The 25,459-nt window shown below is 67.9% G+C and carries 28 protein-coding genes and 1 tRNA gene; 16 read left to right on the top strand and 13 right to left on the bottom strand.

Annotated elements, in window-relative coordinates; translation table 11 throughout:
- Positions 1–113: 113 nt before the first annotated feature.
- Positions 114–1,145 carry a CDP-6-deoxy-delta-3,4-glucoseen reductase gene (locus ACPUER_RS14780; protein ID WP_072444867.1) on the bottom strand — a complete coding sequence of 344 codons (1,032 nt, stop codon included), beginning with the start codon at positions 1,143–1,145 and terminating at the stop codon, positions 114–116.
- Positions 1,146–1,252: 107 nt separating this feature from the next.
- Here ACPUER_RS14780 and ACPUER_RS14775 point away from each other — a divergent pair, with 107 nt between their 5' ends.
- Positions 1,253–2,290 (top strand): NAD-dependent epimerase/dehydratase family protein, encoded by a 1,038-nt coding sequence (locus ACPUER_RS14775; RefSeq protein ID WP_425131453.1) that lies wholly within the window; start codon positions 1,253–1,255, stop codon positions 2,288–2,290.
- On the opposite strand, the gene ACPUER_RS14770 is transcribed toward ACPUER_RS14775, so the two are convergent.
- Both ACPUER_RS14770 and ACPUER_RS14765 read right to left on the bottom strand, forming a co-directional pair.
- Entirely contained in the window at positions 2,273–2,461 is a 189-nt protein-coding gene (locus ACPUER_RS14770; protein ID WP_072444863.1) for a hypothetical protein, read from the bottom strand. The two genes, ACPUER_RS14775 and ACPUER_RS14770, sit on opposite strands and share 18 nt — an antisense overlap.
- Before the next feature lie 105 nt (positions 2,462–2,566).
- Positions 2,567–3,283: a pseudouridine synthase gene (locus tag ACPUER_RS14765; RefSeq protein ID WP_425131452.1), complete on the bottom strand. Its 717-nt coding sequence runs from the start codon at positions 3,281–3,283 to the stop codon at positions 2,567–2,569.
- Positions 3,284–3,387: 104 nt separating this feature from the next.
- On the opposite strand from ACPUER_RS14765, the gene copC reads away from it, so the two are divergent.
- The 4 genes from copC to ACPUER_RS14745 all read left to right on the top strand — a co-directional run bounded on the left by copC (position 3,388) and on the right by ACPUER_RS14745 (position 6,400).
- A complete protein-coding gene (copC, locus tag ACPUER_RS14760) occupies positions 3,388–3,762 on the top strand; it encodes a copper homeostasis periplasmic binding protein CopC (RefSeq protein WP_425131451.1) in 375 nt (124 codons plus the stop codon).
- 65 nt (positions 3,763–3,827) lie between these two features.
- The gene (locus tag ACPUER_RS14755) at positions 3,828–4,328 is read left to right on the top strand and encodes a DinB family protein (protein WP_034178796.1); all 501 of its coding nucleotides are present in this window, start codon (positions 3,828–3,830) and stop codon (positions 4,326–4,328) included.
- A gap of 179 nt (positions 4,329–4,507) precedes the next feature.
- Complete coding sequence (locus ACPUER_RS14750) at positions 4,508–5,281, top strand: SDR family oxidoreductase (protein WP_310139039.1); 774 nt, start codon at positions 4,508–4,510, stop codon at positions 5,279–5,281.
- A 183-nt stretch (positions 5,282–5,464) separates the two neighbouring features.
- Positions 5,465–6,400, top strand: coding sequence for a LysR family transcriptional regulator (locus ACPUER_RS14745; protein ID WP_425131450.1), 936 nt, complete (start codon positions 5,465–5,467; stop codon positions 6,398–6,400).
- Between the two features lie 40 nt (positions 6,401–6,440).
- Here ACPUER_RS14745 and ACPUER_RS14740 read toward each other — a convergent pair whose 3' ends face one another.
- Positions 6,441–7,337: a LysR family transcriptional regulator gene (locus ACPUER_RS14740; RefSeq protein WP_425131449.1), complete on the bottom strand. Its 897-nt coding sequence runs from the start codon at positions 7,335–7,337 to the stop codon at positions 6,441–6,443.
- Positions 7,338–7,443: 106 nt separating this feature from the next.
- Here ACPUER_RS14740 and ACPUER_RS14735 point away from each other — a divergent pair, with 106 nt between their 5' ends.
- Positions 7,444–8,334, top strand: a complete 891-nt coding sequence (locus tag ACPUER_RS14735; RefSeq protein ID WP_425131448.1) for an alpha/beta fold hydrolase — start codon at positions 7,444–7,446, stop codon at positions 8,332–8,334.
- Here the strand turns inward: ACPUER_RS14735 and ACPUER_RS14730 are convergent.
- Both ACPUER_RS14730 and ACPUER_RS14725 read right to left on the bottom strand, forming a co-directional pair.
- Entirely contained in the window at positions 8,235–8,612 is a 378-nt protein-coding gene (locus ACPUER_RS14730; protein ID WP_425131447.1) for a hypothetical protein, read from the bottom strand. The genes ACPUER_RS14735 and ACPUER_RS14730 overlap by 100 nt on opposite strands.
- A 171-nt stretch (positions 8,613–8,783) precedes the next feature.
- On the bottom strand, positions 8,784–9,521 hold the full coding sequence (locus tag ACPUER_RS14725; RefSeq protein WP_310139029.1) for an SDR family oxidoreductase: 738 nt from the start codon (positions 9,519–9,521) through the stop codon (positions 8,784–8,786).
- A gap of 117 nt (positions 9,522–9,638) precedes the next feature.
- On the opposite strand from ACPUER_RS14725, the gene ACPUER_RS14720 reads away from it, so the two are divergent.
- Positions 9,639–10,541 carry a LysR family transcriptional regulator gene (locus ACPUER_RS14720; RefSeq protein WP_175961862.1) on the top strand — a complete coding sequence of 301 codons (903 nt, stop codon included), beginning with the start codon at positions 9,639–9,641 and terminating at the stop codon, positions 10,539–10,541.
- Between the two features lie 39 nt (positions 10,542–10,580).
- Here the strand turns inward: ACPUER_RS14720 and ACPUER_RS14715 are convergent, their stop codons facing one another.
- The 4 genes from ACPUER_RS14715 to ACPUER_RS14700 form a co-directional block, all read right to left on the bottom strand.
- Entirely contained in the window at positions 10,581–10,748 is a 168-nt protein-coding gene (locus ACPUER_RS14715) for a hypothetical protein (protein WP_165948135.1), read from the bottom strand.
- A 152-nt stretch (positions 10,749–10,900) separates the two neighbouring features.
- Positions 10,901–10,985 (bottom strand) — tRNA-Leu (locus ACPUER_RS14710).
- Positions 10,986–11,080: 95 nt separating this feature from the next.
- Entirely contained in the window at positions 11,081–12,238 is a 1,158-nt protein-coding gene (locus tag ACPUER_RS14705) for an ABC transporter substrate-binding protein (RefSeq protein ID WP_425131446.1), read from the bottom strand.
- A gap of 170 nt (positions 12,239–12,408) precedes the next feature.
- Positions 12,409–13,350, bottom strand: a complete 942-nt coding sequence (locus ACPUER_RS14700) for a CysB family HTH-type transcriptional regulator (protein WP_175964192.1) — start codon at positions 13,348–13,350, stop codon at positions 12,409–12,411.
- Between the two features lie 215 nt (positions 13,351–13,565).
- On the opposite strand from ACPUER_RS14700, the gene ACPUER_RS14695 reads away from it, so the two are divergent.
- The 6 genes from ACPUER_RS14695 (at position 13,566) to cobA (ending at position 19,754) form a co-directional block, all read left to right on the top strand.
- Positions 13,566–15,245 carry a nitrite/sulfite reductase gene (locus ACPUER_RS14695; protein WP_425131445.1) on the top strand — a complete coding sequence of 560 codons (1,680 nt, stop codon included), beginning with the start codon at positions 13,566–13,568 and terminating at the stop codon, positions 15,243–15,245.
- A 25-nt stretch (positions 15,246–15,270) separates the two neighbouring features.
- Positions 15,271–15,813 (top strand): DUF934 domain-containing protein, encoded by a 543-nt coding sequence (locus ACPUER_RS14690; RefSeq protein ID WP_034178786.1) that lies wholly within the window; start codon positions 15,271–15,273, stop codon positions 15,811–15,813.
- Entirely contained in the window at positions 15,810–16,553 is a 744-nt protein-coding gene (locus ACPUER_RS14685) for a phosphoadenylyl-sulfate reductase (RefSeq protein ID WP_425131444.1), read from the top strand. The genes ACPUER_RS14690 and ACPUER_RS14685 overlap by 4 nt, the downstream gene beginning before the upstream one ends.
- Positions 16,554–16,627: 74 nt before the next feature.
- A complete protein-coding gene (cysD, locus tag ACPUER_RS14680; protein WP_072443575.1) occupies positions 16,628–17,590 on the top strand; it encodes a sulfate adenylyltransferase subunit CysD in 963 nt (320 codons plus the stop codon).
- 22 nt (positions 17,591–17,612) lie between these two features.
- On the top strand, positions 17,613–18,929 hold the full coding sequence (locus ACPUER_RS14675; RefSeq protein WP_425131443.1) for a sulfate adenylyltransferase subunit 1: 1,317 nt from the start codon (positions 17,613–17,615) through the stop codon (positions 18,927–18,929).
- A gap of 75 nt (positions 18,930–19,004) precedes the next feature.
- The gene (gene cobA, locus ACPUER_RS14670; RefSeq protein ID WP_175964196.1) at positions 19,005–19,754 is read left to right on the top strand and encodes a uroporphyrinogen-III C-methyltransferase; all 750 of its coding nucleotides are present in this window, start codon (positions 19,005–19,007) and stop codon (positions 19,752–19,754) included.
- Between the two features lie 78 nt (positions 19,755–19,832).
- Here cobA and ACPUER_RS14665 read toward each other — a convergent pair whose 3' ends face one another.
- From ACPUER_RS14665 to lptF, 3 genes are read right to left on the bottom strand one after another with little or no spacing between them, the layout of a single operon-like run.
- Entirely contained in the window at positions 19,833–20,216 is a 384-nt protein-coding gene (locus ACPUER_RS14665; RefSeq protein ID WP_034178781.1) for a sirohydrochlorin chelatase, read from the bottom strand.
- Positions 20,217–20,243: 27 nt separating this feature from the next.
- Complete coding sequence (gene lptG, locus ACPUER_RS14660; protein WP_175964197.1) at positions 20,244–21,392, bottom strand: LPS export ABC transporter permease LptG; 1,149 nt, start codon at positions 21,390–21,392, stop codon at positions 20,244–20,246.
- Positions 21,393–21,395: 3 nt separating this feature from the next.
- Positions 21,396–22,490: an LPS export ABC transporter permease LptF gene (gene lptF, locus ACPUER_RS14655; protein ID WP_072443565.1), complete on the bottom strand. Its 1,095-nt coding sequence runs from the start codon at positions 22,488–22,490 to the stop codon at positions 21,396–21,398.
- 122 nt (positions 22,491–22,612) lie between these two features.
- Here lptF and ACPUER_RS14650 point away from each other — a divergent pair, with 122 nt between their 5' ends.
- From ACPUER_RS14650 to ACPUER_RS14640, 3 genes are read left to right on the top strand one after another with little or no spacing between them, the layout of a single operon-like run.
- The gene (locus ACPUER_RS14650; RefSeq protein ID WP_175964199.1) at positions 22,613–24,124 is read left to right on the top strand and encodes a leucyl aminopeptidase; all 1,512 of its coding nucleotides are present in this window, start codon (positions 22,613–22,615) and stop codon (positions 24,122–24,124) included.
- Between the two features lie 34 nt (positions 24,125–24,158).
- Complete coding sequence (locus ACPUER_RS14645; RefSeq protein WP_034178777.1) at positions 24,159–24,575, top strand: DNA polymerase III subunit chi; 417 nt, start codon at positions 24,159–24,161, stop codon at positions 24,573–24,575.
- Between the two features lie 25 nt (positions 24,576–24,600).
- Positions 24,601–25,341: a DUF2486 family protein gene (locus ACPUER_RS14640; protein WP_425131442.1), complete on the top strand. Its 741-nt coding sequence runs from the start codon at positions 24,601–24,603 to the stop codon at positions 25,339–25,341.
- The last annotated feature ends 118 nt before the right edge of the window (positions 25,342–25,459 follow it).

The raw sequence follows: 25,459 nt of genomic DNA, 5'->3' as shown, positions 1-25,459 counted from the left end.
GAGCGGACAGGAAGCGGTTCATGTGCGCAAGCATAAGGCATCCGGCGCCCCACTGTAAACCGCCGCGACGCCACGGATGTGACAGCGCGGCGCGGAACGCGGGTGTGCCGTACTCAGACCGGATGCGCGAGATCGGCAGCGCTCGTGAACGAGTCCGCGTAGAACTCGTCGGCCGGCAGCGCGTGGTGCTGCGTGAAGTCGCGCTGCGCGGATTCCACCATCACCGGCGCGCCGCACGCGTACACCTGGTGACCCGACAGATCGGGCAGGTCCTCGATCACCGCGCGATGGACGAAGCCCGTGCGGCCCGTCCACTGGTCGCCGTCGTCGGGCTCGGAGAGCACCGGCACGTACTTGAAGTTCGGGATTTCGCCGGCCCACTGCTCGGCGAGCTCGCCGAGGTAGATGTCCTTCTTGCGGCGTGCGCCCCAGTAGAGCGTCATCGGGCGCGTGATGCCGCGGTGCTTTACGTGTTCGATGATCGCCTTGATCGGCGCGAAGCCCGTGCCCGATGCAAGCAGTACGATCGGCTTGTCGGAATCCTCGCGCAGGAAGAACGTGCCGAGCGGGCCCTCGAAGCGCAGGATGTCGCGCTCCTTCATCGCGCCGAACACGTGGTCGGTGAACTTGCCGCCCGGCATGTGGCGGATGTGCAGCTCGATCGGGCCTTCCTCGTGCGGCGCGTTCGCCATCGAGTAGCTGCGGCGCGAGCCGTCCTTCAGGATGAACTCGACGTACTGGCCCGCGAGGTACTGCAGGCGCTCGTTGGCGGGCAACTGCAGCTTCACGACCATGACATCGTCGGCCTTGCGCTCGAGCGCGGCGATCCGGCACGGCAGCTTCTTGACCTGCACGCCGTCGACGCCGGCGATTTCGCGCACGTCGATCTCGAGATCGCACTGCGCCTTCGAGCAGCACAGCAGCGCGAGGCCGCGCGTGCGCTCGTCATTGGACAGGGCCGACGCGGCATGCGGGCCCTGTTCGATCTGGCCCGACACGATCTGGCCCTTGCAGGAGCCGCACGCGCCGTTCTTGCAGCCGTACGGCAGATGGACGTTCTGGCGCAGCGCGGCCGCCAGCACGGTTTCGTCCGACTCGACCTGGAATTGCCGGCCGCTTTGCTTGAGAGTGACGTTGAATGCCATAGAACCAAACTAGAACAAAATGTGGGGACCGTGCATGTCGAGCACGGCAGCTACAATGCAAACCCGTTGCGCGTCGCGCAACGGTGGCTACTGATTTCGCAACCAACATGATCGCGACACGAATCCTGCGCCGGCCGCGCGCACTGATCGTCGGCTGCGGCGACGTCGGCATGCGCTGCGTCGCGCAATGGCGCGACACGCGCCGCAACCTGCGGATCTTCGCGCTGACGAGCCACCCGGCCCGCCGCGACGAATTGCGTGCCGCAGGCGCGACGCCGATCGTCGGCGACCTCGATCGCCCGGCGACGCTCGGCCGCCTCGCGGGTCTGGCCGGCACGATCCTGCATCTGGCGCCGCCGCAGTCCGACGGCCGCGACGACCGGCGCACGCGTGCGCTGATCGCCGCAACGACCGTGCCCATGCGGCGACCGTCGGCACCGCCGGCCCCTGCGGTCGGCCGGCTCCGAACGCTGCGCGCCGCTGCCCGGCAGGCCGGCGCGCCCGTTCGGGCAGCGCGTATTGTACCCGACGGTCTTCGTGCGCCGAGGCTCGTCTACGCGAGCACGACGGGCGTATACGGCGATTGCGGCGGCGCGCGCATCGACGAAACGCACCCGCTGCGTCCCGCGAATCCGCGCGCGTTCCGGCGCGTGTCGGCCGAGCGGCAACTGCGCGCGGCGACGGTGCGCGGCGTGCTGTCCGCGCGCATCGTGCGCATTCCCGGCATCTACGCGGCGAACCGTCTGCCGGTCGCGCGGCTCGAGCGCGGCACGCCGGCGCTCGAGCCGGCCGACGACGTCTATACGAACCACATCCACGCCGACGATCTCGCGGCGATCCTGCGCCGCGCAGCCGACCGCGGCAGGCCGGCGCGCGCCGTGCACGCGTCGGACGACAGCGAACTGCGGATGGGGGAGTATTTCGACCGGGTCGCGCAGGCGCTCGGCCTGCCGCGGCCGCCGCGCGTCAGCCGCGCGGACGCCGAGCGTCAGCTCGAACCGGCGCTGCTGTCGTTCATGCGCGAGTCGCGGCGCCTGTCCAACGCACGGCTCAAGGCCGAATTGTGCGTGACGTTGCGTTATCCGACCGTAGACGATTTCCTTCAAACGCTCGCGCCGGGCAGCGCGTCAGGTCAGCGCCGGTAACGCCTCGATCAGCAGGAAGCACAGCAGCGCGCCGATCAGCGCGCCGATCAGGTTCGGATGATATTTGTGCTTCCGGTGCATCGCGGCCAGCAGCCCGCCGATCACGATGACACCGACGACCGCGAACGCGATCATCACGTACGGCAGTTCGAAAGAATGGTTGATGTTCATGATGTCTCCCCTGCATCGCTGCTCGTGCAGCTTGTGATTCGAGTATAGCGGGGGATCGTTCGGCCGAGACTCGGCCGGACACCGAACGGTCGTGCGGATTTTCCCTTACAGGGTTTTGACGGGATTGCGCAACGCTGCAAGGTCGGCGTCATCGAGCCACCGCCACGCGCCGGGTTCGAGGTCGTCCGGCAGCGCGAAGCCGCCGATGCTTTCGCGGTGCAGCAACTCGACGCGGTTGCTTGCCGCCGCGACCATGCGTTTCACCTGGTGATACTTGCCTTCCAGAACGGTCAGCGCTAGCGCGTGCGTGTCGCGCGCATCGGCGGCGACCGCTGCGATCGGCTTCGGCTCGCCGTGGAGCTGCACGCCGGTGCGCAGCGCATGCAGTTGCGCGTCGTCGAGCGGATGGCGCACGGTCGCCACGTAGGTCTTCGGCACCTTGCGCTTCGGCGACGTGTACGCGTGCACGAACTGGCCGTCGTCGGACAGCAGCAGCAGGCCCGTCGTGTCCTGGTCGAGACGGCCGACGCACTGCACGCCGCGCGCGACGAGCGGCGCGGGCAGCAGGCTGAACACGCTTGCATGATGTTGCGGATCGCGCGAACACTCGTAGCCGGCCGGCTTGTTGAGCGCCAGATAGGCACGTGCGTGGAACGGCCAGGCCGTATCGTCGACCGAGAATACGAGGCCGTCGGTGTCGAACGACGCGTCGGGGTCGGTCGCGCTGGCGCCCGCGACGACGACGCGGCCCGCTTCGATCAGGCCGCGGCACTGGCGGCGCGAGCCGAAGCCCTGGGTGTAGAGAATGCTTTCGAGATCCATAGCGCGCGCATTCTATCAAGCGGCGCGCGGTCGGCATGAACACGCATGCGCTGGTAAGCTCCCGGAACGCCGCGCGGCGCTCGTTCATTCTTCACGGAAAGTCCATGCATTTCGATTCGTTCCCGTTCGGCCGCAAGGCTGCCGCCGTCATCCTTGCCGCGACCGTTTCGTCGGCCGCGTTCGCGCATGCGCATCTCGCGAAGAGCGATCCGGCGGCGGGCGCGGCGCTGGCCGCCGCACCGGCCGCCGTCACGATCGACTTCACCGAGCCGCTGGAGCCGGCGTTCAGCTCGATCGTCGTCGTCGACGGCGGCGGCAAGACGGTGTCGGACGGCAACGCGCGCATCGATGCGTCGAACCGCAAGCGGATGACGGTGCCGCTCACGGCGGTCGGCACCGGAGCCTATACGGTGAAATGGGTGGCCGTCGCGACCGACGGGCACCGCACGCAAGGTGCATACGGCTTCGGCGTGAAGTGACGCAACGGCGGCGGCAGGTCCGTGCCAGGGTTGCCGCCGCTCTTATCCGACAGGGAGTTTCCCGCATGAATCCGACGACGCTCGATGCACTCGCCGATTTCCCCCGTCTGCTCGAAGCCCATTTCGCGGCCGTGCCCGACGGCTATGCGCGCTGGACACCCGACGACTGGGCCGGGATCCCGAGCGAGCACTTCTCGCCGCTCGGGCAGCTCTGTCATGTGCGCGACATCGAGATCGACGGTTATCACGTGCGGCTGCGGCGGATGCTCGACGAAGATCGGCCGCTGCTCGTGTCGATCGACGGCGACGCGCTCGCGATCGAGCGCCGCTACAACGATGCCTATGCGTCCGACGTGCTCGCGGCGATCCGCGAAGCGCGACGCGAGACGCTGGACCTCGTGTCGCGCCTCACGCCCGAACAGTTCGAGCGTATCGGCGAGTTCGACGGCTACGGCTCGCTGACCGTGCGCGGGCTCGTCCATTACCTGTGCAGCCACGATCAGCAGCATCTGGCCGGCATGCAGTGGCTGCTCGGCAAGATCGACGCGGCGCTGTACGCACGCTGAACCGGCCGGCGCTCGCGCCGCCGCGAGCGGATTCCGGCGCCGCCGTCGGTGCGGCAGCGCACGCTGCGGCGTTCCGATTGGATCGGTTTTCTGGATAATCCATCCAGCCGCGACCGGCTGACCGGCGCGGCGCGCGTGCCTACACTCCAAGCTTCGTTCAACGAAAAAAGGAGTCAACCGTGACTACTCACACGCTCGCAGACAAGGTCGTCCTGATCGCAGGCGGCGCAAAGAATCTCGGCGGCCTGATCGCGCGGGACCTGGCGGGCCATGGCGCGAAGGCGGTGGCGATTCACTACAACAGCGCGGCGTCGCAGGCGCAGGCCGAGGAGACGGCCGCCGCGGTGCGCGCGGCCGGCGCCGAGGCCGCGACGTTCCAGGCCGACCTGACGACGGCCGCCGCGGTCGAGAAGCTGTTCGACGATGCGAAGCAGCGCTTCGGCAAGATCGACATCGCGATCAACACGGTCGGCAAGGTGCTGAAGAAGCCGTTCACCGAGATCAGCGAAGCCGAGTACGACGAGATGTTCGCGGTCAACAGCAAGTCGGCGTTCTTCTTCATCAAGGAAGCGGGGCGGCACCTCGAGGATCACGGCAAGCTCGTCACGCTCGTGACGTCGCTGCTCGGCGCGTTCACGCCGTTCTATGCGGCGTACGAAGGGTCGAAGGCACCGGTCGAGCACTTCACGCGCGCGGCGTCGAAGGAGTACGGCGCACGCGGGATTTCGGTGACGGCCGTCGGGCCAGGCCCGATGGACACGCCGTTCTTCTATCCGGCCGAGGGCGCCGATGCGGTCGCATATCACAAGACGGCGGCCGCGCTGTCGCCGTTCAGCAAGACGGGCCTGACCGACATCGAGGACGTCGTGCCGTTCATCCGCCATCTCGTGACCGACGGCTGGTGGATCACGGGCCAGACGATCCTGATCAACGGCGGCTATACGACCAAGTAGCCGACCACTTAATGGGCCGCGCCGGCCGCCGCCGCGGGCGGAGCACCGCAATGGCTCGTTTGCGTGGACAATGGACGGGCGCGCAGCCGCGAGGCCGCGCGCCCGTTTTCTCTGTGCCGCCGGGCGCTGCCGCGATGCGCGACGGCTGCCGGCGACGGTCGTCCGAACCCATGTTCCCCGCCGATGGACAAGCTGGATCAGGTCAGAATCTTCCTGCAGGTTGCCGAGATGGGCAGCTTCATCAAGGCCGCGCATACGCTCGACGTGCCGCGCGCGACCGTGTCGGCGGCCGTCCAGCAGCTCGAGGCGGAGCTCGGCACGCGCCTCTTGCACCGCACGACGCGCCAGGTGCAGTTGACCGCCGACGGCGCGCTGCTGCTCGAACGCGGCCGGCGCCTGCTCGCCGAGGCCGACGAGCTCGATCGACTGTTCCGCCGCCGCGACCGCGACGTGGTCGGGCGGCTGAACGTCGACGTGCCTAGCCGGATCGCGCGCCGCGTGGTCGCGCCCGCGCTGCCGTCGCTGTTTCGCCGCTACCCGAAGCTGCAACTTTCGCTCGGCTCGACGGACCGCTCGATCGACCTCGTACAGGAGGGCGTCGACTGCGCGATCCGCGTCGGGCGGCTTGCCGACAGCAGCCTCGTCGTGCGGCCGCTCGGGCAGTTCACGCTGATCAACTGCGCGAGCCCCGACTACCTGCGCGAATGCGGCGTGCCCGAGCATCCGGATGCACTCGCGCACGGGCACTGGGCGATCGGCTATGCGTCGCCGACGACGGGGCGCGAGCTCGACTGGGAATACTGCGTGGACGGCGAGCGGTACACGCTGACGCTGCCGAGCCGCGTGATCGTCAACAACGCCGAAACCTATATCGCCGGCTGCATCGCCGGGATGGGGCTGATCCAGATTCCGCGGTTCGACGTCGAGCATCTGCTGGACAGCGGCGCGCTCGTCGACGTGATGCCCGGCCACCGCGCCGAGCCGATGGACGTGTCGGCCGTGTACCCACACCGGCGGCACCGGTCGCGCCGGCTCAACGCGTTCGTCGATTGGTTCGGGGAGCTGATGGCGGATGCGTTGACGGGGGCGGCGGCCGGGAAGGGCGCGGAAGGCGATTGACCGGGGCGGCCGGTTTGCGTCGTGCGCCGTCGCGCGTGTTTCAGTCGGCCAGCGCTGCGAACCGCCGGTTGCGCCCGACTTCCCGCACCGCTTCGATCAGCGCCGCGCCGGTGCCGTCCGGCTTCGACGCGAACGCATAAAAACGCGCGGCCGGCAGCGCGGGCAGGCCGTCCTGCGGCCCGCATGCGCGCAGCCCGTCGCGCAGCTGGCTGCGCGCCAGTGCGGTGACCGCGAAGCCCGCGAGCGCGGCCGACACGCAGCCGGCCATGCTGCTGCTCTCGAACAGCACGCGAAACGGCCGCAGCGCGGCGGCGAGCGCCGATACGGCGGCTTCACGATAGACGCACGGTTCCGGAAACAGCGCGAGCGGCACTTCGCCGCCGGCGTCGAGCGTGCGGTCCGACGCGAATGCCCAGACGAGCGGTTCTTCCCACAGCAGTTCGCCCGACGCGTCGACCTGCCGGCACTGCTTGCCGAACACGACATCGAGCCGGCCGAGCGCCTGCTCGCGCAGCAGCGACGCGGTGATCCCGACCTTCAGCTCGATCGCCGTACGCGGATGGCGGTCGCGGAACGTGCGCAGCACGTGAGGCAGCCACGCACCCGCGAAATCCTCCGATGCGCCGACGCGCAGCCGCCCGTGCGCCGGCGCGCCGCGCAGCCTCGCGCGCACTTCGCGCTCCATGTCGACGATGTTGCGCGCGTACGCGTACAGCGTGTCGCCGGCCGGCGTGAGCGCGATACGGCGCGTCGTGCGCGCCAGCAGCACGGTGCCGGTCGCCTGTTCGAGCCGCTTGATATGGCCGCTGACGGCGGACGGCGTCAGCGCGAGGCGTTCTGCTGCCGGCGCGAACCCGCGGCTGTCGACGACTTCGAGGAAGGTGCGCAGCAGCGCGATGTCGAGCGAGGTCGACGCGGGGTCGGTCAGCGGTTCCATAGGTCAATTCAACGCAATATTCGATGAATGAATCATGATACTCCGTGAATCGTGATGAAAGGCCGACCTACCATCGTTTGCTCAAGTTGACCCGACGGAGAACACGATGACTGCCTATGCGTATGCGACGACCGCGTCGCTCGATATCGCCTATCTCGAATGGAACCCGCGCGGCGAACGCGTGGCCGTGCTGCTGCACGGCTGGCCGGACAGCCCGGTCGGCTGGGAGCCCGTGGCGGCGGCGCTTGCCGCGCGCGGCTACCGCGTACTCGCGCCCGCGCTGCGCGGCTTTGCGCCGACGCGCTTTCGCGACGCATCCGTGCCGCGCAGCGGCGAGCTCGCGGCGCTCGGGCGCGACCTGCTCGAATTCGTCGATGTGCTCGGCGTCGAGCGGCCCGTGCTGGTCGGGCACGACTGGGGTGCCCGTGCGGTCGCGAACGCGTGCGGGTTGCGCGACAGCGTCGCATCGCATCTGGTGATGCTGTCGGTCGGGTACGGCACCAACGATCCCGGTCAACCGCTGTCGCTGCAGCAGGCGCGCAACTACTGGTATCACTGGTTCATGGCGACGCCGCGCGGCGAGCAGGCGCTGCGCGACGATCGCCGCGCGTTTGCCCGCGTGATGTGGGACACGTGGTCGCCGCCCGGCTGGTATCGCGACAGCGATTTCGATGCGGCCGCCACAGCGTTCGACGGGCCCGACTGGATCGACGTCGTGCTGCATTCGTACCGGCATCGCTGGGGTTTCGCGCCGGGCGCGCCGGCCTATGCCGACGACAACGCGCGGCTGAATCCGGCGCCCGTGCTGTCGGTGCCGACGCTCGTGCTGCACGGCGGCGCGGACACCTGCAATCATCCGGACAGCTCGGCTGGGCGCGAACGGTTCTTCGCCGGGGGCTACGCGCGGCAGGTGCTGGACGGCGTGGGGCATTTTCCGCAGCGCGAGGCGCCGGCGGCGGTCGCCGACGCGATCCTCGGGTTCTGCGAGCGCGGCTGACGCGCGCCGGCCGGCCCGGCGACGAGGTCGGCGATCGCCGTCGCGACGGCGCCGGCATCGGCGTCCGTGGGTTCGAGCGCGGCGAGGCCCTGCAGCGCCTGCTCGGCGACGCCCGCGTACGGCCCGCTGTCGTAGGCCGCCTGCACGATGGCATCGGCCGGCTTGCCCGCGTGGACGAAGTGATTCGTGCCCCGGGTGAACGCGCCCGGCACGACGATCGACGTTTCGATGCCCCAGCGGGCGAGCTGGGCCGCATACGACACCGCGAGCGAATCCATCGCGGCCTTCGCGGCGAAGTAGGGCGCGAGGAACGGCGGGGTGCCGCCGCGCCGACTAGGACGATACCCCGGACGAGCAGGCCGCGGCCCTGGCGGCGCCGGTGACGAGAATGACTTCCTTCATGATCGATCTCCTGCAAGCGTGAGGGAGCGGGCGCGGCGTGCGGTTCGTCAGCACATGCCGCCGTTGGCGCGCAGGACCTGGCCGTTGACCCACGCGCCGTCGGGGCCGGCGAGGAACGCGACGACGCCGGCGATGTCCCCGGGCTGGCCGAGCCGCTCCAGCGGATTCATCTTCGCCATCCGGTCGACGAGTTCGGGGCTCTTGCCCTGCAGGAACAGCTCGGTCGCGACCGGCCCCGGCGCGACCGCATTCACGCTGATGCCGCGGCCGCGCATCTCCTGGGCGAGAACCTGCGTCAGGCCTTCGACGGCCGCCTTGGTCGCGATGTACACGCCGTAGGTCGGCAGGCGCATGCCGATCACGCTCGACGTCAGGTTGACGATGCGGCCGCCGTCGCGCACGCGCTTCGCCGCCTCGCGGCTGACGTTGAACGCACCCTTCAGGTTGATCGCGACAACCTGGTCGAAGGCCGCGTCGTCGACGTCGGCGATGGCGGCGAGCTTCATCACGCCCGCGCTGTTGACGACCACGTCGACGCGGCCGAACGCGCGCTCGGCCGCGTCGAACAGCGCGGCGGTCGCCGCGGGGTCGGCGACGTCCGCCTGCACCGCGACGGCTTCGCCGCCGTCGGCGACGATCGCGTCGACCACTTCCTGCGCGGGGCCGGCGCTGCCGGCATAGTTCACGACGACCCTGAAACCGTCCCGGGCGAGACGGCGGGCGATTTCCGCGCCGATGCCGCGCGATGAACCCGTGACGAGGGCGACCTTTTCCGATGTGCTCATGTCCTGCTCCTTGGTTCGTGAGTGCCGTACGAGCCGGCGACAGGACTAATGTAGGCTTCCTCGATCAATAAAAATAATGAATAATGATTAGATCAAGAATGACTAAAAGTATGTCTCATGGCATTCGACAGCAGGCTCCTGAGCGGCATCGGCGTGCTCTCGGCGGTGATCGAGGCCGGCACCTTCGCGCGCGCGGGCGAGGCGATGGGGCTGACACAGCCGGCCGTGAGCCGCGCCGTCGCGCGGCTGGAAGAACGCGTCGGCATCCGGATCTTCAACCGGACGGCGCGCGCGATCACGCTGACCGACGAAGGGCGGCGCTTTTACGAGGCGGTCGCGCCGCTGCTGGCCGGCATCGAGGAGGCGGCGGTCGACGCAGGCCGTTCCAGGGCGCGCGTCAGGGGGCGGTTGCGGGTCAACGTGGACGGCACCTTCGGCCACTACGTGCTGGCGCCGCGGATGGCGGAATTCCTCGATCGCTTCCCCGAACTGTCCGTCGAGATCAGCGTGCGCGACCGGATGGGCGATCTCGTCGCCGACGGCTTCGACGTGGCGGTGCGCTTCGGCATTCCGGAGCCGTCGTCATACCGCGCGCGGCTGCTGCTCGAGACGCGCGTGCTCACCTGCGCGTCGGCGGCCTATGTCGCGCGTCACGGCGAACCGCGGCATCCGCGCGATCTCGCGGACGGGCATCGTTGCGTGCTGATCCGCGATCCGGTAACGGGGCGGCCTTTCGAATGGGTTTTCCGTCGCGGCAACGAGGTGGTGCCGTTCGATGCCGGCGGCCGGCTGATGGTCAACGACACGGGCGCGCTGCTCGGCGCCTGCCTCGGCGGCGCGGGCGTCGCGCAGCTGCTGGAACTCTACGCGCGGGACATCCTCGCCGACGGGCGGCTGGTCCTGCTGCTGCCGGAATGGGCGGACGAGACGTTCCCGCTTTATGCGTATCACCACGCGTCGAACCTCGTCTCCGCGAAGGTGCGGGTGTTTCTCGACTTCGTTCGCGAGCTGATGGCCTGAGGTTGCGCGGCGGCGAAAGGCGGCCGGGCGGCCGTCGGGTCATTCGGTGCGATGGGGGATGTTGTCCGGGAACGGATAGGGCGCATGCGGTCCCGGCCAGTCGGGCACGGGCGGCGCGCTCAACACGTCGCATCCGCCCAGCATGAGCGACAGAACCGCGGCGAGCACGCCGCGGCAAATCGGGCTTGAAATGGCGCGCGTGCACATGGCCTGCCTCCATGCTGCGTTCCCTGATGCTTGGACTGCCAGGCGAGGTCACGCGTTGCGGTGCACGTTGCGCGCGGCAAAAAACAAAAAACCCGCGAAGCCGTGAGCTTGCGCGGGTTTCGACAGGTGCAGCGCATGACGCTGCGAAATGCTGGTGCCCAGGGCCGGAATCGAACCGGCACGCCTTGCGGCGGGGGATTTTGAGTCCCCTGCGTCTACCAATTTCACCACCTGGGCTTGTTCCTGGCCGCGCATGCGATTGTGTGCGGCGAAACGCGGATTATGGCGGAAATCCGGATGCCGGGCAAGCTACCCGGTTGCCGACGCGCGAGTTACTGGCTCAGGTAGACGAACCGGCCCTGCTTCACGATCCCCATCACGCTCGCGCGCTGGTCGAGCCCGACGTGATCCTTGTCGCTGGTGTTGACGACCCCGTTCGGCACGACGAGCTCGTGCGCGCGTTCGAGTTCGCGGCGCAGCGCCGCGCGGAACGCCGGCGTGCCGGGCTGCGCGGTCTTCAGTGCGCGGCCGACCGCGTCGGCGAGGAGCGGGTAGACGCCCGCCGCGTCGCCCGCGAACTGCGTGACCGTGCCTGTGCCGTATTTCGCCTCGTACGCGTCGACGAACGCGAGCGCGGCCTTGCGCGCCGGATGGTCGGCCGGCAGCGTGCGCGCGACGACGACCGGCTGGGTCGGAAACAGCGTCCCGTCGACGTCCTTGCCGCCGAGCTTGATGAATTCCGGCGTCGCGATCCCGTGGGTCTGGTAGATCGCGCCCTTGTAGCCGCGCTCGATCAGCGTGCGCTGCGGCAGCACGGCCGGCGTGCCCGAGCCCGCGATCAGGATCGCGTCGGGCTTCGCCGCGATCAGCTTCAGCGCCTGGCCCGTGACGCTCGCATCGGTGCGGTTGAAGCGCTCGGTCGCGACGACGCGGATCTTGCGCAGGTCGGCGAAGCGCGTGAACTCGTTCAGCCAGCTGTCGCCGTAGCTGTCCGCGAAGCCGATGAAGCCGACCGTCTTCACGCCGTGGTTCGACATGACGCGCGTCATCACGTCGGCCATCGCGCGATCGCTCTGCGCCATCTTGAACGCCCAGGTCCGCGCGCCTTCCTGCGGCTCGACGATCGCGCCGGAGCCGACCAGCGTGATCATCGGCGTCTGCCCGGCGGCCACCGCGTCGAGCGCCGCGAGTGCGGCCGGCGTGATGTTCGGCCCGATCACGACGTCGACGTGATCCTCGTCGACCAGCTTGCGGATGTTGCGCACCGCGGTGCCCGGGTCGGACGCATCGTCGAGCACCGTTACCTGCACCGGCTGCCCGGCGATCGTCTTCGGCCACATCAGGATCGCGTTCTTGCTCGTGATGCCGATCGCGGCGGCAGGGCCGGTCGACGACAGGTCGACGCCGACCTTCAGGTCGGCATGCGCGGCCGCGCAGGCCAGCACGAGGGCGGCGCTGGCGGTGCGGCGCAGCAGGGCGGGAAGCGTCATGCGGGAATCTCCGTCGGGCAGCAAAAAGGGGCGCGATATGCGCCCCTGTATTTATACACGCCGATTTCAGGAAAACGCCGGGCCGCCTCAAGTTTTCCGCCCCGAAGGAAGTCCCCTAGGGGATGACCCCGTCCGGGGGCCTGGCGCGAAGCGACAGGTCCGGGGGGCGCTTACAGTTCGTACGATTCGGATTCGCCCTTGAGCGCCTGCTCGATCAGCTTGCGGTTCAGCGTCGGCGACAGCAGTTCGACGAGCGTATACACATAGCTGCGCAGGTAGGCGCCCTGCTTGAGCGCGACGCGCGTCACGTTGCTGCCGAACAGGTGGCCGACCGGGATCAGGCGCAGGTTGCGGTCGCGCTCGGGATTGAACGCGATGTCGGCCATGATGCCGACGCCGAGGCCGAGTTCGACGTAGGTCTTGATCACGTCGGCGTCGATCGCCTCGAGAACGATGTCCGGCGACAGCCCGCGCAGCGCGAACGCCTGGTTGATCTTCTTGCGGCCCGCGAACGCGTCGTCGTACGTGATCAGCGGATATTGCGCGAGATCGTCGAGCGACGGCGGCTTGCGTTCGAGCAGTGGGTGATCGGCCGGCACGACGGCCGCGTGGTGCCACTGGAAGCAGGGCAGCGACACGAGTTCCTTGTAGTCGGAGATTGCCTCGGTCGCGATCCCGAGATCGGCCTGGTCGTGGATCACCATCTCGGCCACCTGCGTCGGGCTGCCCTGCAGGATCGACAGGTGCACCTTCGGGAAGCGCTTCTTGAATTCGGCGATCGCGGCCGGCAGCGAGTAGCGGGCCTGCGTGTGGGTGGCCGCAATGGTCAGGTTGCCCTGGTCCTGCGCGGCGTAATCCTTCCCGACCCTTTTAAGGCTTTCAACCTCCTGCAGGATCCGCTCGACCGATGCGAGGATGATCCTGCCCGGCTCGGTGAGCGAGCGCACGCGCTTGCCGTGCCGCGTGAAGATCTCCACGCCCAGCTCGTCCTCGAGCTCGATGATCGCCTTCGATACCCCCGGCTGCGACGTGTAGAGCGCCTTGGCGGCCTCGGTGAGGTTGAAATTCTGCCGGACGGCCTCGCGCACGAAGCGAAATTGGTGCAGGTTCATTTATAACCCTTCCGCATATCAACAGAATTTTTTAGTCGTTTGAAATATAAGGCGAGTTTATTACGATTCACCGGAGTTTTTCAAATATGGATATCTGTTTTCGTCATTAGCAATCCACCCGGCAGCGGATGGCGGCAGTGACGGCGGAACGGAGATTCGGGCGCGACGTGGCTAGGACGTCGCGCGGTCACCACGAAAACCCCTGGGGTCCCCGAATGTATCAGTACGACCAATACGACCAGACGATCGTTGACGAGCGTGTCGCGCAGTACCGCGATCAGGTGCGCCGCCGCTTGTCGGGCGAGTTGAGCGAAGACGAATTCCGTCCGCTGCGTCTGCAGAACGGCCTGTACATGCAGCGCCACGCGTACATGCACCGCATCGCGATTCCGTACGGCAACCTGCGCAGCGACCAGCTCCGGATGCTGGCGCGCATCGCCCGCGAACACGATCGCGGCTACGGCCACTTCTCGACCCGTTCGAACATCCAGTTCAACTGGATCCAGCTCGAAGACACGCCCGAGATCCTCGCGAAGCTCGCGTCGGTGCAGATGCACGGCATCCAGACCTCGGGCAACTGCATCCGCAACATCACGGCGGACCAGTTCGCGGGCGTCGCCCAGGACGAGGAGATCGATCCGCGTCCGTGGTCGGAAATCCTGCGCCAGTGGTCGACGTTCCATCCCGAATTCGCGTGGCTGCCGCGCAAGTTCAAGATCGCGGTGTCGGGCTCGAAGCACGACCGCGCGGCCGTGCAGATCCACGATCTCGGCGTGTGCCTGAAGAAGAACGCGCAGGGCGAGGTGGTCGCGAGCATCCTCGCGGGCGGCGGCCTCGGCCGTACGCCGATCATCGGCGCGGTGATCAAGGAAGACCTGCCGTGGCAGCACCTGCTCACCTACTGCGAAGCCGTGCTGCGTGTGTATAACCGCTTCGGCCGCCGCGACAACCTGTACAAGGCGCGCATCAAGATTCTCGTGAAGGCGCTGTCGCCCGCGAAGTTCGCGCAGCAGGTCGAGGAAGAGTGGCAGCACCTGAAGGATGGCCCGTCGACGCTCACGCAGGCGGAAGTCGACCGCGTGTCGCAGTATTTCAAGCCGCCCGTCTACGAGAAGCTGGCCGACACCGACGCATCGTTCGAACAGCACCTGCTCGAGAACAAGGCGTTCGCGCGCTGGGTCGAGCGCAACGTCGCGCCGCACAAGGTGTCCGGCTACGCGGCCGTCACGCTGTCGCTGAAGGATCACCGCGTGGCGCCGGGCGACGCGACCGACCAGCAGATGGAGCTGGTCGCCGACTGGGCCGACGCATACTCGTTCGGCGAGCTGCGCGTGTCGCACGAGCAGAACCTGATCCTCGCGAACGTGAAGAAGCGCGATCTGTTCGCGGTGTGGGAAAAGGCGAAGGCGGCCGGTTTCGCGACGCCGAACATCGGCCTGCTGACCGACATCATCGCGTGCCCGGGCGGCGATTTCTGCTCGCTCGCGAACGCGAAATCGATCCCGATCGCGCTGGCGATCCAGCAGCGCTTCGACGATCTCGACTACGTGTACGACCTCGGCGACCTGTCGCTGAACATTTCCGGTTGCATGAACTCGTGCGGCCATCACCACGTCGGCAATATCGGCATCCTCGGCGTCGACAAGGACGGCGCCGAGTGGTACCAGGTGTCGCTCGGTGGCGAGCAGGGCACGGGCCGCGACGGCGCGCGCCTCGGCCGCGTGATCGGGCCGTCGTTCTCGGCGGAAGAAGTGCCGGGCGTGATCGCGAAGCTGATCGACACGTTCGTCGAAGCACGCATCGACGGCGAGCGCTTCGTCGACACGTACGACCGCATCGGCATCGCGCCGTTCAAGGAGCGCGTGTATGCGGCGCGCCAGGCAGTGAACGCGTAACCAACCGGGTACAAGGAATTTGCAGATGGCTTCGATTATCAAGAATCGCGCAGTGATCGACGATGCATGGCAGGTCGTGCGCGCGGCGGAAGACGGTGCGCTGCCCGCGGTCGACGCGTTGCCGGCCGGCAAGGTGCTGGTGCCGTTCGCGTTGTGGCAGGCCGAGCGCGCGGCGCTCGTCGCCGCGAAGACGAAGGACGAACTCGGCGTGTGGCTCGCGCCGGACAGCGAGCCGGCCGATCTCGCGGCCGATTTCGGCGCGATTTCGCTGATTGCCGTCGACTTCCCGCGCTTTGCGGACGGCCGCGGCTACAGCATCGCGCGCCTGCTGCGCGAGCGTTACGGCTGGACGGGCGAGCTGCGCGCGATTGGCGACGTGCTGCGCGACCAGTTGCTGTACATGTCGCGTTGCGGCTTCGACGCATTCGCGGTGCGTGCCGACAGGGACATCCACGACGCGCTGAATGCGTTCACGGAATTCACGCAGCGCTACCAGGGCGCGTTCGACGAGCCGGCGCCGCTGTTCCGCCGCCGCGCCGCCGCGGCCGACGCCAAGGTGGGCGCATGAGTACCGCGACCGCACTGACGCCGGAACTCGCCGCGAAGGTCGAGCGCCTCGACGCGCTGCTCGCGCAGATCGGCGCACGTCACGAGAAGGTGAAGTTCGCGAGCAGCCTCGCCGCGGAAGACATGCTGCTCACGCACGCGATCCTGTCGAAGGGCGTGTCGATCGGCATCTTCTCGCTGAACACGGGCCGTCTGCACGCGGAAACGCTTGGCATGATCGACCGCGTGCGCGAGCGCTACGGCTACGAGATCGAGCAGTTCCATCCGCAGCAGGATGCGGTCGACCAGTACGTCGCCGAGCACGGCCTGAACGCGTTCTACGAGAGCGTCGAGCTGCGCAAGTCGTGCTGCCACATCCGCAAGGTCGAGCCGCTGAACCGCGCGCTGGCCGATGTCGGCGCGTGGGTCACGGGCCAGCGCCGCGAGCAGTCGGTCACGCGTGCGGAGCTGCACGAGGAAGAACAGGACGAAGCGCGCGGGATCGCGAAGTACAATCCGCTCGCCGACTGGACGGAAGCCGATGTATGGGCGTACCTCGGAGCGTTCGACGTGCCGGTCAACCCGCTGCACGCGCGCGGTTATCCGAGCATCGGCTGCGAGCCGTGTACGCGCGCGATCCGCCCCGGCGAGGACAGCCGCGCGGGCCGCTGGTGGTGGGAATCGCGCGACACGAAGGAATGCGGGCTGCACATCACGATCACGCCGATTCCCGCGACCGCCGAAGCAGGCGCTGCGCACTGAAAGCCTGACAAGAAACTGAATATTGCGCCGCCTGCGACAGCGGGCGGCACGAACCCAGAAGAAGGACTGAAATCATGAGCACGACGCTCGAGCAATCCGCCTTTGCCCCGGCCACCGGCGGCGACAGCCGCATGGGCCACCTCGACTGGCTCGAAGCCGAGTCGATCCACATCCTGCGCGAACTGGTCGCCGAATGCAGCAAGCCGGCGCTGTTGTTCTCGGGCGGCAAGGATTCGGTCGTCGTGCTGCATCTGGCGCTGAAGGCGTTCGGTCTCGGCGCGAACCGCAAGACGACGCTGCCGTTCCCGCTCGTGCACATCGACACGGGCCACAACTACGACGAAGTGATCGATTTCCGCGACCGCCGCGCGCAGGAGCTCGGCGCCGAGCTGATCGTCGGCCACGTCGAGGATTCGATCAAGCGCGGCACGGTCGTGCTGCGCCGCGAAACCGATTCGCGCAACGCCGCGCAGGCCGTCACGCTGCTCGAGACGATCGAGCAGCACGGCTACACCGCGCTGATCGGCGGCGCGCGCCGCGACGAAGAGAAGGCACGTGCGAAGGAGCGCATCTTCTCGTTCCGAGACGAATTCGGCCAGTGGGACCCGAAGGCGCAGCGCCCTGAGCTGTGGAGCCTCTTCAACGCACGGCTGCATAAAGGCGAACACCTGCGCGTGTTCCCGATCTCGAACTGGACCGAGCTCGACGTGTGGCAGTACATCGCGCGCGAGAACCTCGAGCTGCCGTCGATCTATTACGCGCATCAGCGCGAGATCGTGCGCCGCAACGGCCTGCTCGTGCCCGTCACGCCGCTTACGCCGATGCGCGACGGCGAGACGAGCGAAGTCGCCCAGGTGCGCTTCCGCACGGTCGGCGACATCAGCTGCACGTGCCCGGTCGAGAGCGACGCGGACGACGTCGAGAAGATCATCGCCGAGACGGCGGTGACCGAGATCACCGAGCGCGGTGCGACGCGGATGGACGACCAGACCTCCGAAGCCGCGATGGAACAGCGCAAGAAGCAAGGTTATTTCTGAAGCACACGAGGACATTCACATCATGAGCATCATCGAAAATCACGAAGACCTCGGCGTGCTGCGCTTCATCACCGCGGGCAGCGTCGACGACGGCAAGAGCACGCTGATCGGCCGCCTGCTGTACGACAGCAAGGCCGTGCTGTCGGACCAGCTGTCCGCACTGTCGCGCGCGAAGAACAAGCGCACGGTGGGCGACGAGCTCGACCTCGCGCTGCTGACCGACGGCCTGGAAGCCGAGCGCGAGCAGGGCATCACGATCGACGTCGCATACCGCTACTTCGCGACCGCGAAGCGCAAGTTCATCATCGCCGATACGCCCGGCCACGAGCAGTACACGCGCAACATGGTGACCGGCGCGTCGACCGCGCACGCGGCGATCATCCTGATCGACGCGACGCGCGTGACGGTCGAGAACGGCGTTGCCGAACTGCTGCCGCAAACGAAACGCCACAGCGCGATCGTCAAGCTGCTCGCGCTGCAGCACGTGATCGTTGCGATCAACAAGATGGACCTCGTCGACTACAGCGAGGCGCGCTTCAACGAGATCCGCGACGCGTACGTCGCGCTCGCGAAGCAGCTCGGCCTCGACGACGTGCGCTTCGTGCCGGTGTCGGCGCTGAAGGGCGACAACATCGTCGGCGCGAGCGAGCGCATGCCGTGGTACGCGGGCGAGCCGCTGCTCGACGTGCTCGAGTCGCTGCCGGTCGAGACGCAGGCGCATGACGCGCTGCGCTTCCCGGTGCAGTGGGTCGCGCGCCAGGACGGCAGCTCGGCCGACGATTTCCGCGGCTACATGGGCCGTATCGAGTCGGGTGAAGTGAAGGTCGGCGACGAGATCGTCGTGCTGCCGTCGAACCGTACCGCGACGGTGGCCGAGATCGTCGCGCCGGTGCCGGGCGGCACCGCGTCCGTCGCGCAAGCGTTCGCGGGCCAGACGGTGACGATCCGTCTCGAACAGGATGTCGACGTGTCGCGCGGCGACATGTTCGTCACGACCGTCGAGCCGGTCGAGCCGGCCAAGAAGCTCGAGGCCGACCTGTGCTGGTTCGACGAAGCGCCGCTGTCGCAGCAGCGCAAGTACCTGCTGAAGCAGACCACGAGCACGGTGTTCGCGAAGATCGGCGCGGTCAAGCAGGTGCTCGACGTGCATACGCTGTCGCACGCGACCGACCGTCACGAACTGAAGATGAACGACATCGGCCGCGTCGCGCTGACGCTGCAGAAGCCGATCGTCTGCGACACGTACGACGCGCATCCGGGCACGGGCGCGTTCGTGCTGATCGACGAGGCGACGCACCACACGGTCGCCGCGGGCATGATCCGGGCGTTCTCGGCGTAACCACCGGCGTACCGCGCCGCCATGCGGCGGCGCGGGCCGGACGCCGCCGTCCGCAGGACAAGCGAAGCGACAAACATGGGCAAGGTATATCTGATCGGAGCAGGGCCGGGCGCAGCGGACCTCATCACGGTGCGCGGCGCGCGGCTGCTGGCGCAGGCCGACGTCGTGCTGCACGACGCGCTGGTCGAGCCCGCGATGCTCGACTACGCGCCGAACGCGCGCAGGATCGCGGTCGGCAAGCGCTGCGGGCAGCGCTCGACCGCGCAGCACTTCATCAACAAGCAGATCGTCGATGCGGCGCGCGAGCATGCGTGCGTCGTGCGGCTGAAGGGCGGCGACCCGATGCTGTTCGGTCGCGCCGAAGAGGAAATGCGCGCGCTCGATGAGGCCGGCATCGACTACGAGGTCGTGCCGGGCATCACCGCAGCGCTGGCCGGCGCGGCGACGCTGAAGCGTTCGCTGACGTTGCGCGGCGTGTCGCGCAGCGTCGCGTTCGCGACGCACAGCCGTGCGCCGGGCAGCGACGAGATCCGCGAAGCCGCGCGCGCCGATTCGATCGTCTACTACATGGGCCGCGACAGTGCCCCCGGCATCGCGCAGGAGCTGATCGATGCCGGCCGTGCGCCGGCGACGCCCGTGGCGATCGTCGAGGCATGCAGCACCGCGCGCGAGCGCTCGCTGACGCTGACGCTCGCGCAGATGGCGGCGGGCGACGCGCAGGCGTGGCTCGATCCCGCGGAACCGAGCCTGCTGATGATCGGCGACGCATTTGCCGAGCGCGCACGGCACGCGAAAACGGGCGATCCGCTGCGGGATGCGGCTTGAGCGGAATCCGGCCGTAGTCCGAAACGAAAAAAGCGCTGGCGGAAGCCAGCGCTTTTTCATTTGGAGCCGCCGTTGCGCTTACGCGTCGTCGCCGATCCGGTCGATGCAATAGCGTGCGATCGCGTCGAGCACGCCGTCGTCTTCGCCGACAGCCGTCGCGCAGCGGATCTCGACGCCCGGATGCGCGGCGCGGCACGCATCGACGAGCTGCGGCAGGTCGCGGCGGATATGGCCGCCCTGGCCGAAGAACACGGGTACCACGGTGATGCGCGTGCAGCCGGCGGCGACTTGCGCGGCCACGGCCTCACCGAGCGACGGCGTCATCAGTTCGAGGAACGCGAGCGACACGTGCGACGCAGGGGAGCCGGCGCCGCGCAGCCGCGCGGCGAGCCGCTCGAACGGCTCGGCCCAGCGCGGATCGCGGGCGCCGTGGCCGAACAGGACGATGCCGTGCGAGCTCATGTCGAAGTCTCCGTCGTGATGCGGCGCTCAGTGCCGGTCGACCCACTTTAGCGCGAATAGGCCGAGCGCGAGATAGATCAGGCCCGGCGTCGCGGCGGTGAGCGGTGCGGGCCACGTGTTCAGCGTGCCGATGTGCGAGAACAGCGTATTGAGCAGCTGGAAGCTCATGCCGAGCATGATGCCGCCGAACACCTTCACGCCGACCACGCCGGCGCGCGTGTGCAGGTACGCGAACGGCAGCGACAGCACGAGCATCACGAACACCGCGAACGGATACAGCAGCTTGCGCCACAGCGCGATGTCGTAGCGCTGCGTGTCCTGCTGGTTCTCGCGCAAGTGCTGGATGTAGCGGAACAGGTTGATGATCGACATGCGCTCCGGCGACACGAGCAGCACCGACAGGATCTGCGGCGTCAGGTCCGAACGCAGCCGGTATTCGGGCAGCGATACCTGCTGCGACCGGTAGACGGGGTTCAGCGCGTCGGCCGGCTGGCCGCTGATCGGCTTGATCGGCGTGAGCTCCGTTTCGGTGACACCCGTCAGCAGCCAGTGGCCGGGCGGCTCGTAGCGGCCCGTCTGCGCGATCCGTACGTTCTGCAGCTGGAATTTCGAGTCGAACTCGTAGATGCGCACGTTGCTGATCGTCGAGTCGGGCGACAGGCTGCCGACGTTGACGAAGCGGGTGACCTGTTCGCCGTTTTCGCGGGCCGCGAGCGTGTCCTTCACCCACACGCCCGACTGGAAGTTCGACGACACCGACGCGCCGAGCGCCTGCAGCCGCACGCGTTCGGACAACTGGTCGGCGTACGGGCCGACGAATTCGCCGATCAGGTAGGTGACGATCACGAGCGGCACGCCGATCTTCAGCAGCGAGCGCAGCGCCTGGTTGGTCGCGAGGCCCGACACGCGGAAGATCGTGAATTCCGAATTCGCGGCCATCTGCGCGAACACGTAGATCGCGCTGATCAGCGCGGCGACCGGGATGATCTCGTAGAAGCGCGACGGCGTCTGCAGCGCGACGCGCATCACCGCGTAGCCGAACTTGTAGTTGCCGTGTCCGACCGAGTTCAGTTCGCTGATCAGGTCGAAGAAGAAGAACAGGCCCGAGAACGCGAACAGGATGAAGATGAACGTGACGTAGATCTGTCGCGCGAAGTACTTTTCATAGAGCCGCATCGATCATGCTCCCGAGCGGCCGAACAGCGCGCGTGTAAACAGCGGACGATTGCGCACGCGCAACCAGAAGATGACGGCGACGATCGCCGCGACGAGCGCATGCAGGCCGACGAGGCCGACGCCGAACGACATCTTGCCCTGCTCGATCTGCGCCTGCACGACGTTCAGCAGGTTCGAGTATGTGAGGTAGATCAGCACGGCCATCACGAGGTTGATCGTGCGGCTGCGGCGCGGGTTCTGGTACGCGAGCGGGATGCCGAGCACCATCAGGTTGAGCGCGATCAGCGGCAGCCCCGCGCGCCACGCGAATTCCGCGAGGTTGTCGCGCGTCGGGTTGCGCAGCAGCTCGGGTGTCGGCGTGCTGTTGGTGGTCTGCACGTTCACGACCGGCTTGCTGGTGATCTTCACGCCGTAGCGCTCGAACTCCATGATCTTGAAGTTCGGCTGGCCGGGCGTGCCGTCGTAGCGGCGGCCGTCTTCCAGGACGACGAAGCGGTCGCCGTCCTTCGACGTTTCCGTATGGCCCGTCTGCGACACGACGACGTTGACCTTGCCGTTCTCGGTCGACGTCACGAACACGTTCTGCACCTTGCTCTGGTCGGGCGTCATCTTCTCGATGAAGAACACGCGATGGTTCGAGGCCGACTCGCGGAACTGGCCCGGCGCGAGCAGCGAGATCTCGTCGCGCTGCTGGAAGCGTGCCTTGATCATCTTGCTCTGCTGGTTCGACCACGGCCAGCCGACGAACGCGAAGAACGCGATCAGCAGGATGATCGGCGTGGCGAACACGCCGATCGGCTTGATGAGGCGCGTGAGGCTCACGCCCGACGCGAGCCACACCACCATTTCGGAGTCCCGGTACCACCGGGTCAGCACGAACAGGATCGACACGAACAGCGTGACGACGAGCATCACGGCGAGATAGCCGATCACGGTCAGGCCGATCAGCACGAGCACGTCCCGCGGGTCGATTTCACCGGACGCGGCGTAACCGACGATGCGGATCATCATCGTCGTGAGCATGATCGTGAGCAGCACCATGAACACGGCGCCAGCCGTATACGCAAGCTCGCGCTGGAGGGAGCGTTCGAAGATCATTCTTGATGAGAAGAGGGCGGGAGGCTGCGCACGCGTGGTGGAGCGCTCGCGCCGCCACGGGAAAAATAGCGGATAATTGCGGCTTTCATCCTTAGCCCAGATTTTATCCGAGGACAAGCGCGATGGACTTTAGCATAAAAGGCTGTGATTGGAGCAAAGGCGAGGCCAAGGGGTTCCTGACCGGGAAGTCCGACTGCATCGTCCTCGGCATCTTCGAGGCGCAGACGCTTTCCGGCGCGGCGCTCGACATCGACACGGCCACCAAGGGACTGATTTCGCGCGTGGTGAAGGCCGGCGACATGGACGGCAAGCGCGGCAAGACGCTGTTCCTGCACGAAGTGTCGGGCATCGGCGCGTCGCGCGTGCTGCTCGTCGGCCTCGGCAAGCAGGATGCTTTCAATCAGAAAGCCTATAACGACGCGGCCACGGCCGCCTGGCGCGCGCTGCTGGCGACCAAGGTCGTCCAGGTCACGTTCACGCTCGCGCAACTGCCGGTCGACGAGCGCAGCTCCGACTGGGGCGTGCGCGCGGCAATCCTCGCGCTGCGCAACGAGACCTACCGCTTCACGCAGATGAAGAGCAAGCCGGAACCGGCGTCGCACACGCTCAAGCGTGTCGTGTTCAGCGTCGATCCGTCGGACGAAAAGGCCGCGAAGGTCGCCGTCAAGCAGGCCGTTGCGCTCGCGAACGGGATGGATCTCACCCGCGACCTCGGCAACCTGCCCGGCAACGTCTGCACGCCGACCTATCTCGGCAACACCGCGAAGAAGCTCGCGAAGGATTGGGGCCTGAAGGCCGAAGTGCTCGGGCTCAAGCAGATCCAGGCGCTGAAGATGGGCTCGTTCCTGTCGGTCGCGCGCGCGTCGGTCGAGCCGCCGCAGTTCATCGTGCTGCACTACCAGGGCGCCGCCGCGAAGGCCGCGCCGGTCGTGCTGGTCGGCAAGGGCATCACGTTCGACACGGGCGGCATCTCGCTGAAGCCGGGCGAGGGCATGGACGAGATGAAGTACGACATGTGCGGCGCCGGTTCCGTGCTCGGCACGATGCGCGCGGTTGCCGAGATGGGCCTGAAGATCAACGTCGTCGCGATCGTGCCGACCTGCGAGAACATGCCGGGCGGCAATGCGACGAAGCCGGGCGACATCGTCACGAGCATGAAGGGCCTGACGATCGAGGTGCTGAACACCGACGCCGAAGGCCGCCTGATCCTGTGCGACGCGCTCACGTATGCGGAGCGCTTCAAGCCGGCCGCGGTGATCGACGTCGCGACGCTGACGGGCGCGTGCATCATTGCGCTCGGCCATCACAACAGCGGCCTGTTCTCGAAGGACGACGCGCTCGCGGGCGAACTGCTCGACGCGTCGCGCGAGGCGGGCGACCCGGCATGGCGCCTGCCGCTCGACGACGAGTACCAGGATCAGCTGAAGTCGAACTTCGCGGATCTCGCGAACATCGGCGGACGTCCGGCCGGCAGCGTGACGGCCGCGTGCTTCCTGTCGCGCTTCACCGAGAGCTACCCGTGGGCCCACCTCGACATCGCGGGCACCGCGTGGAAGAGCGGCGCCGCGAAGGGCGCGACTGGCCGTCCGGTGCCGCTGCTCGCGCAGTTCCTGATCGACCGCGCCGGCCAGTGATGGCGGTGCTGACGACGATACGGGTGCGCGGGCAATGACGCGGATCGATTTCCACTCGAACGTCGGCGATTCGCTCGCGTACGCGTGCCGGCTGCTGCGCAAGGCCTACCAGGCCGGGCAGCCGGTCGTCGTGCTCGCCGAGCCCGCGCGCCTGCGCGCGCTCGACGAGCGGCTCTGGACGTTCTCGCCGCTCGATTTCATTCCGCATTGCGGCGTCGACAGCGAGCACGCGGCCGGGACGCCGATCGTGCTGGCCGCCGATCTCGACAAGGCGCCGCATCATCACGTGCTGCTGAACCTCGGCGCGACCGTGCCCGCGCAGTTCGCCCGCTTCGAGCGCCTGCTCGAAGTGGTCGGCAACGCGCCGGACGAACTGGCCGCGGGCCGCGACCGCTATCGCTTCTACCGCGATCGCGGATACGCGCTGAACAACTACAAGCAGGGCAGCTAGCCGCAACCGTCGACGGAGCGTTCCCGTGACACAAGCCGATTCATCCTCGATCCCGACGCTGACCGACGTGTTGGTGCCGGGCAAGCCGGTGCCGGCGCGCTCGCCCGCGCCCGACGCGCCGCAGCCGCACGTCGGCGCGGCGATTCCGGTGTTGACCGACGTGATCGCGCCGGCCGATTCCGCGAAAACCGAGGCCGACCCCGAATTCGTCGTGATCGAACCCGTGCCGACGCTGCACGTGCCGGCGGTCGAGCTGCCGGGCGACGTCGCGACGGCTGCTGCGGCGGCAATGGGCGAGACCGATGCGCCGGCCGAACCGGGCGCCGCGGAGCATGTGGTCGCCGCGGACGCAGCGGTCATGAATGCGCCGCTCCGGTCGTCGCTGGCCGACGACGATGCGTCGCAGCATGCGTTCGCTGCGGTGGCGCGCGACGCGGCCGGGCACGCGTCTGACGCGGTCATGCCGGAGGCGGTCGTACCGGCCGCGGCGCCGCAGCCGGATGGGCAGGCAGCCGTCGGGCTGACGCCGGAAGATGCGCAGCATATCGCCGAGCGCCTGCGCAATCGGCTGACGAGCTATCTGACCGGAGCAGGGCGCGAGGCCATCGAGGCTCGCTGCCGCGACGCGCTGCACGAGCATTCGGCCTGGCTGGTCGGCCAGGTCACGCGCGAGGTGGCGCTGACGCTGGAAACCGAGGTCATGGACTGGGTCCGCGACGCGGTCGACGAAGAGATCGCGCGCCGCCGCGCCGGTCATTCGGGCTGAACACCCGGCCGTTCCGGCGATAGAAAAAAGGGGCGGTTCCAGTAAGTGCCGGCGAAGCTGCCGGCGACGGGCAAGCCCGCCTGTCGGCGGCACCCGGCACAACGGTTGTGCCCCGTCC

Origin of the sequence: Burkholderia sp. DN3021, from assembly GCF_049805555.1 — a bacterium.
In the GTDB taxonomy this organism is placed as follows: Bacteria; Pseudomonadota; Gammaproteobacteria; order Burkholderiales; family Burkholderiaceae; genus Burkholderia; species Burkholderia pyrrocinia_C.
The sequence above is the reverse complement of the archived record's forward strand: the minus strand, read 5'-3'. Positions and strand labels throughout refer to the sequence as shown.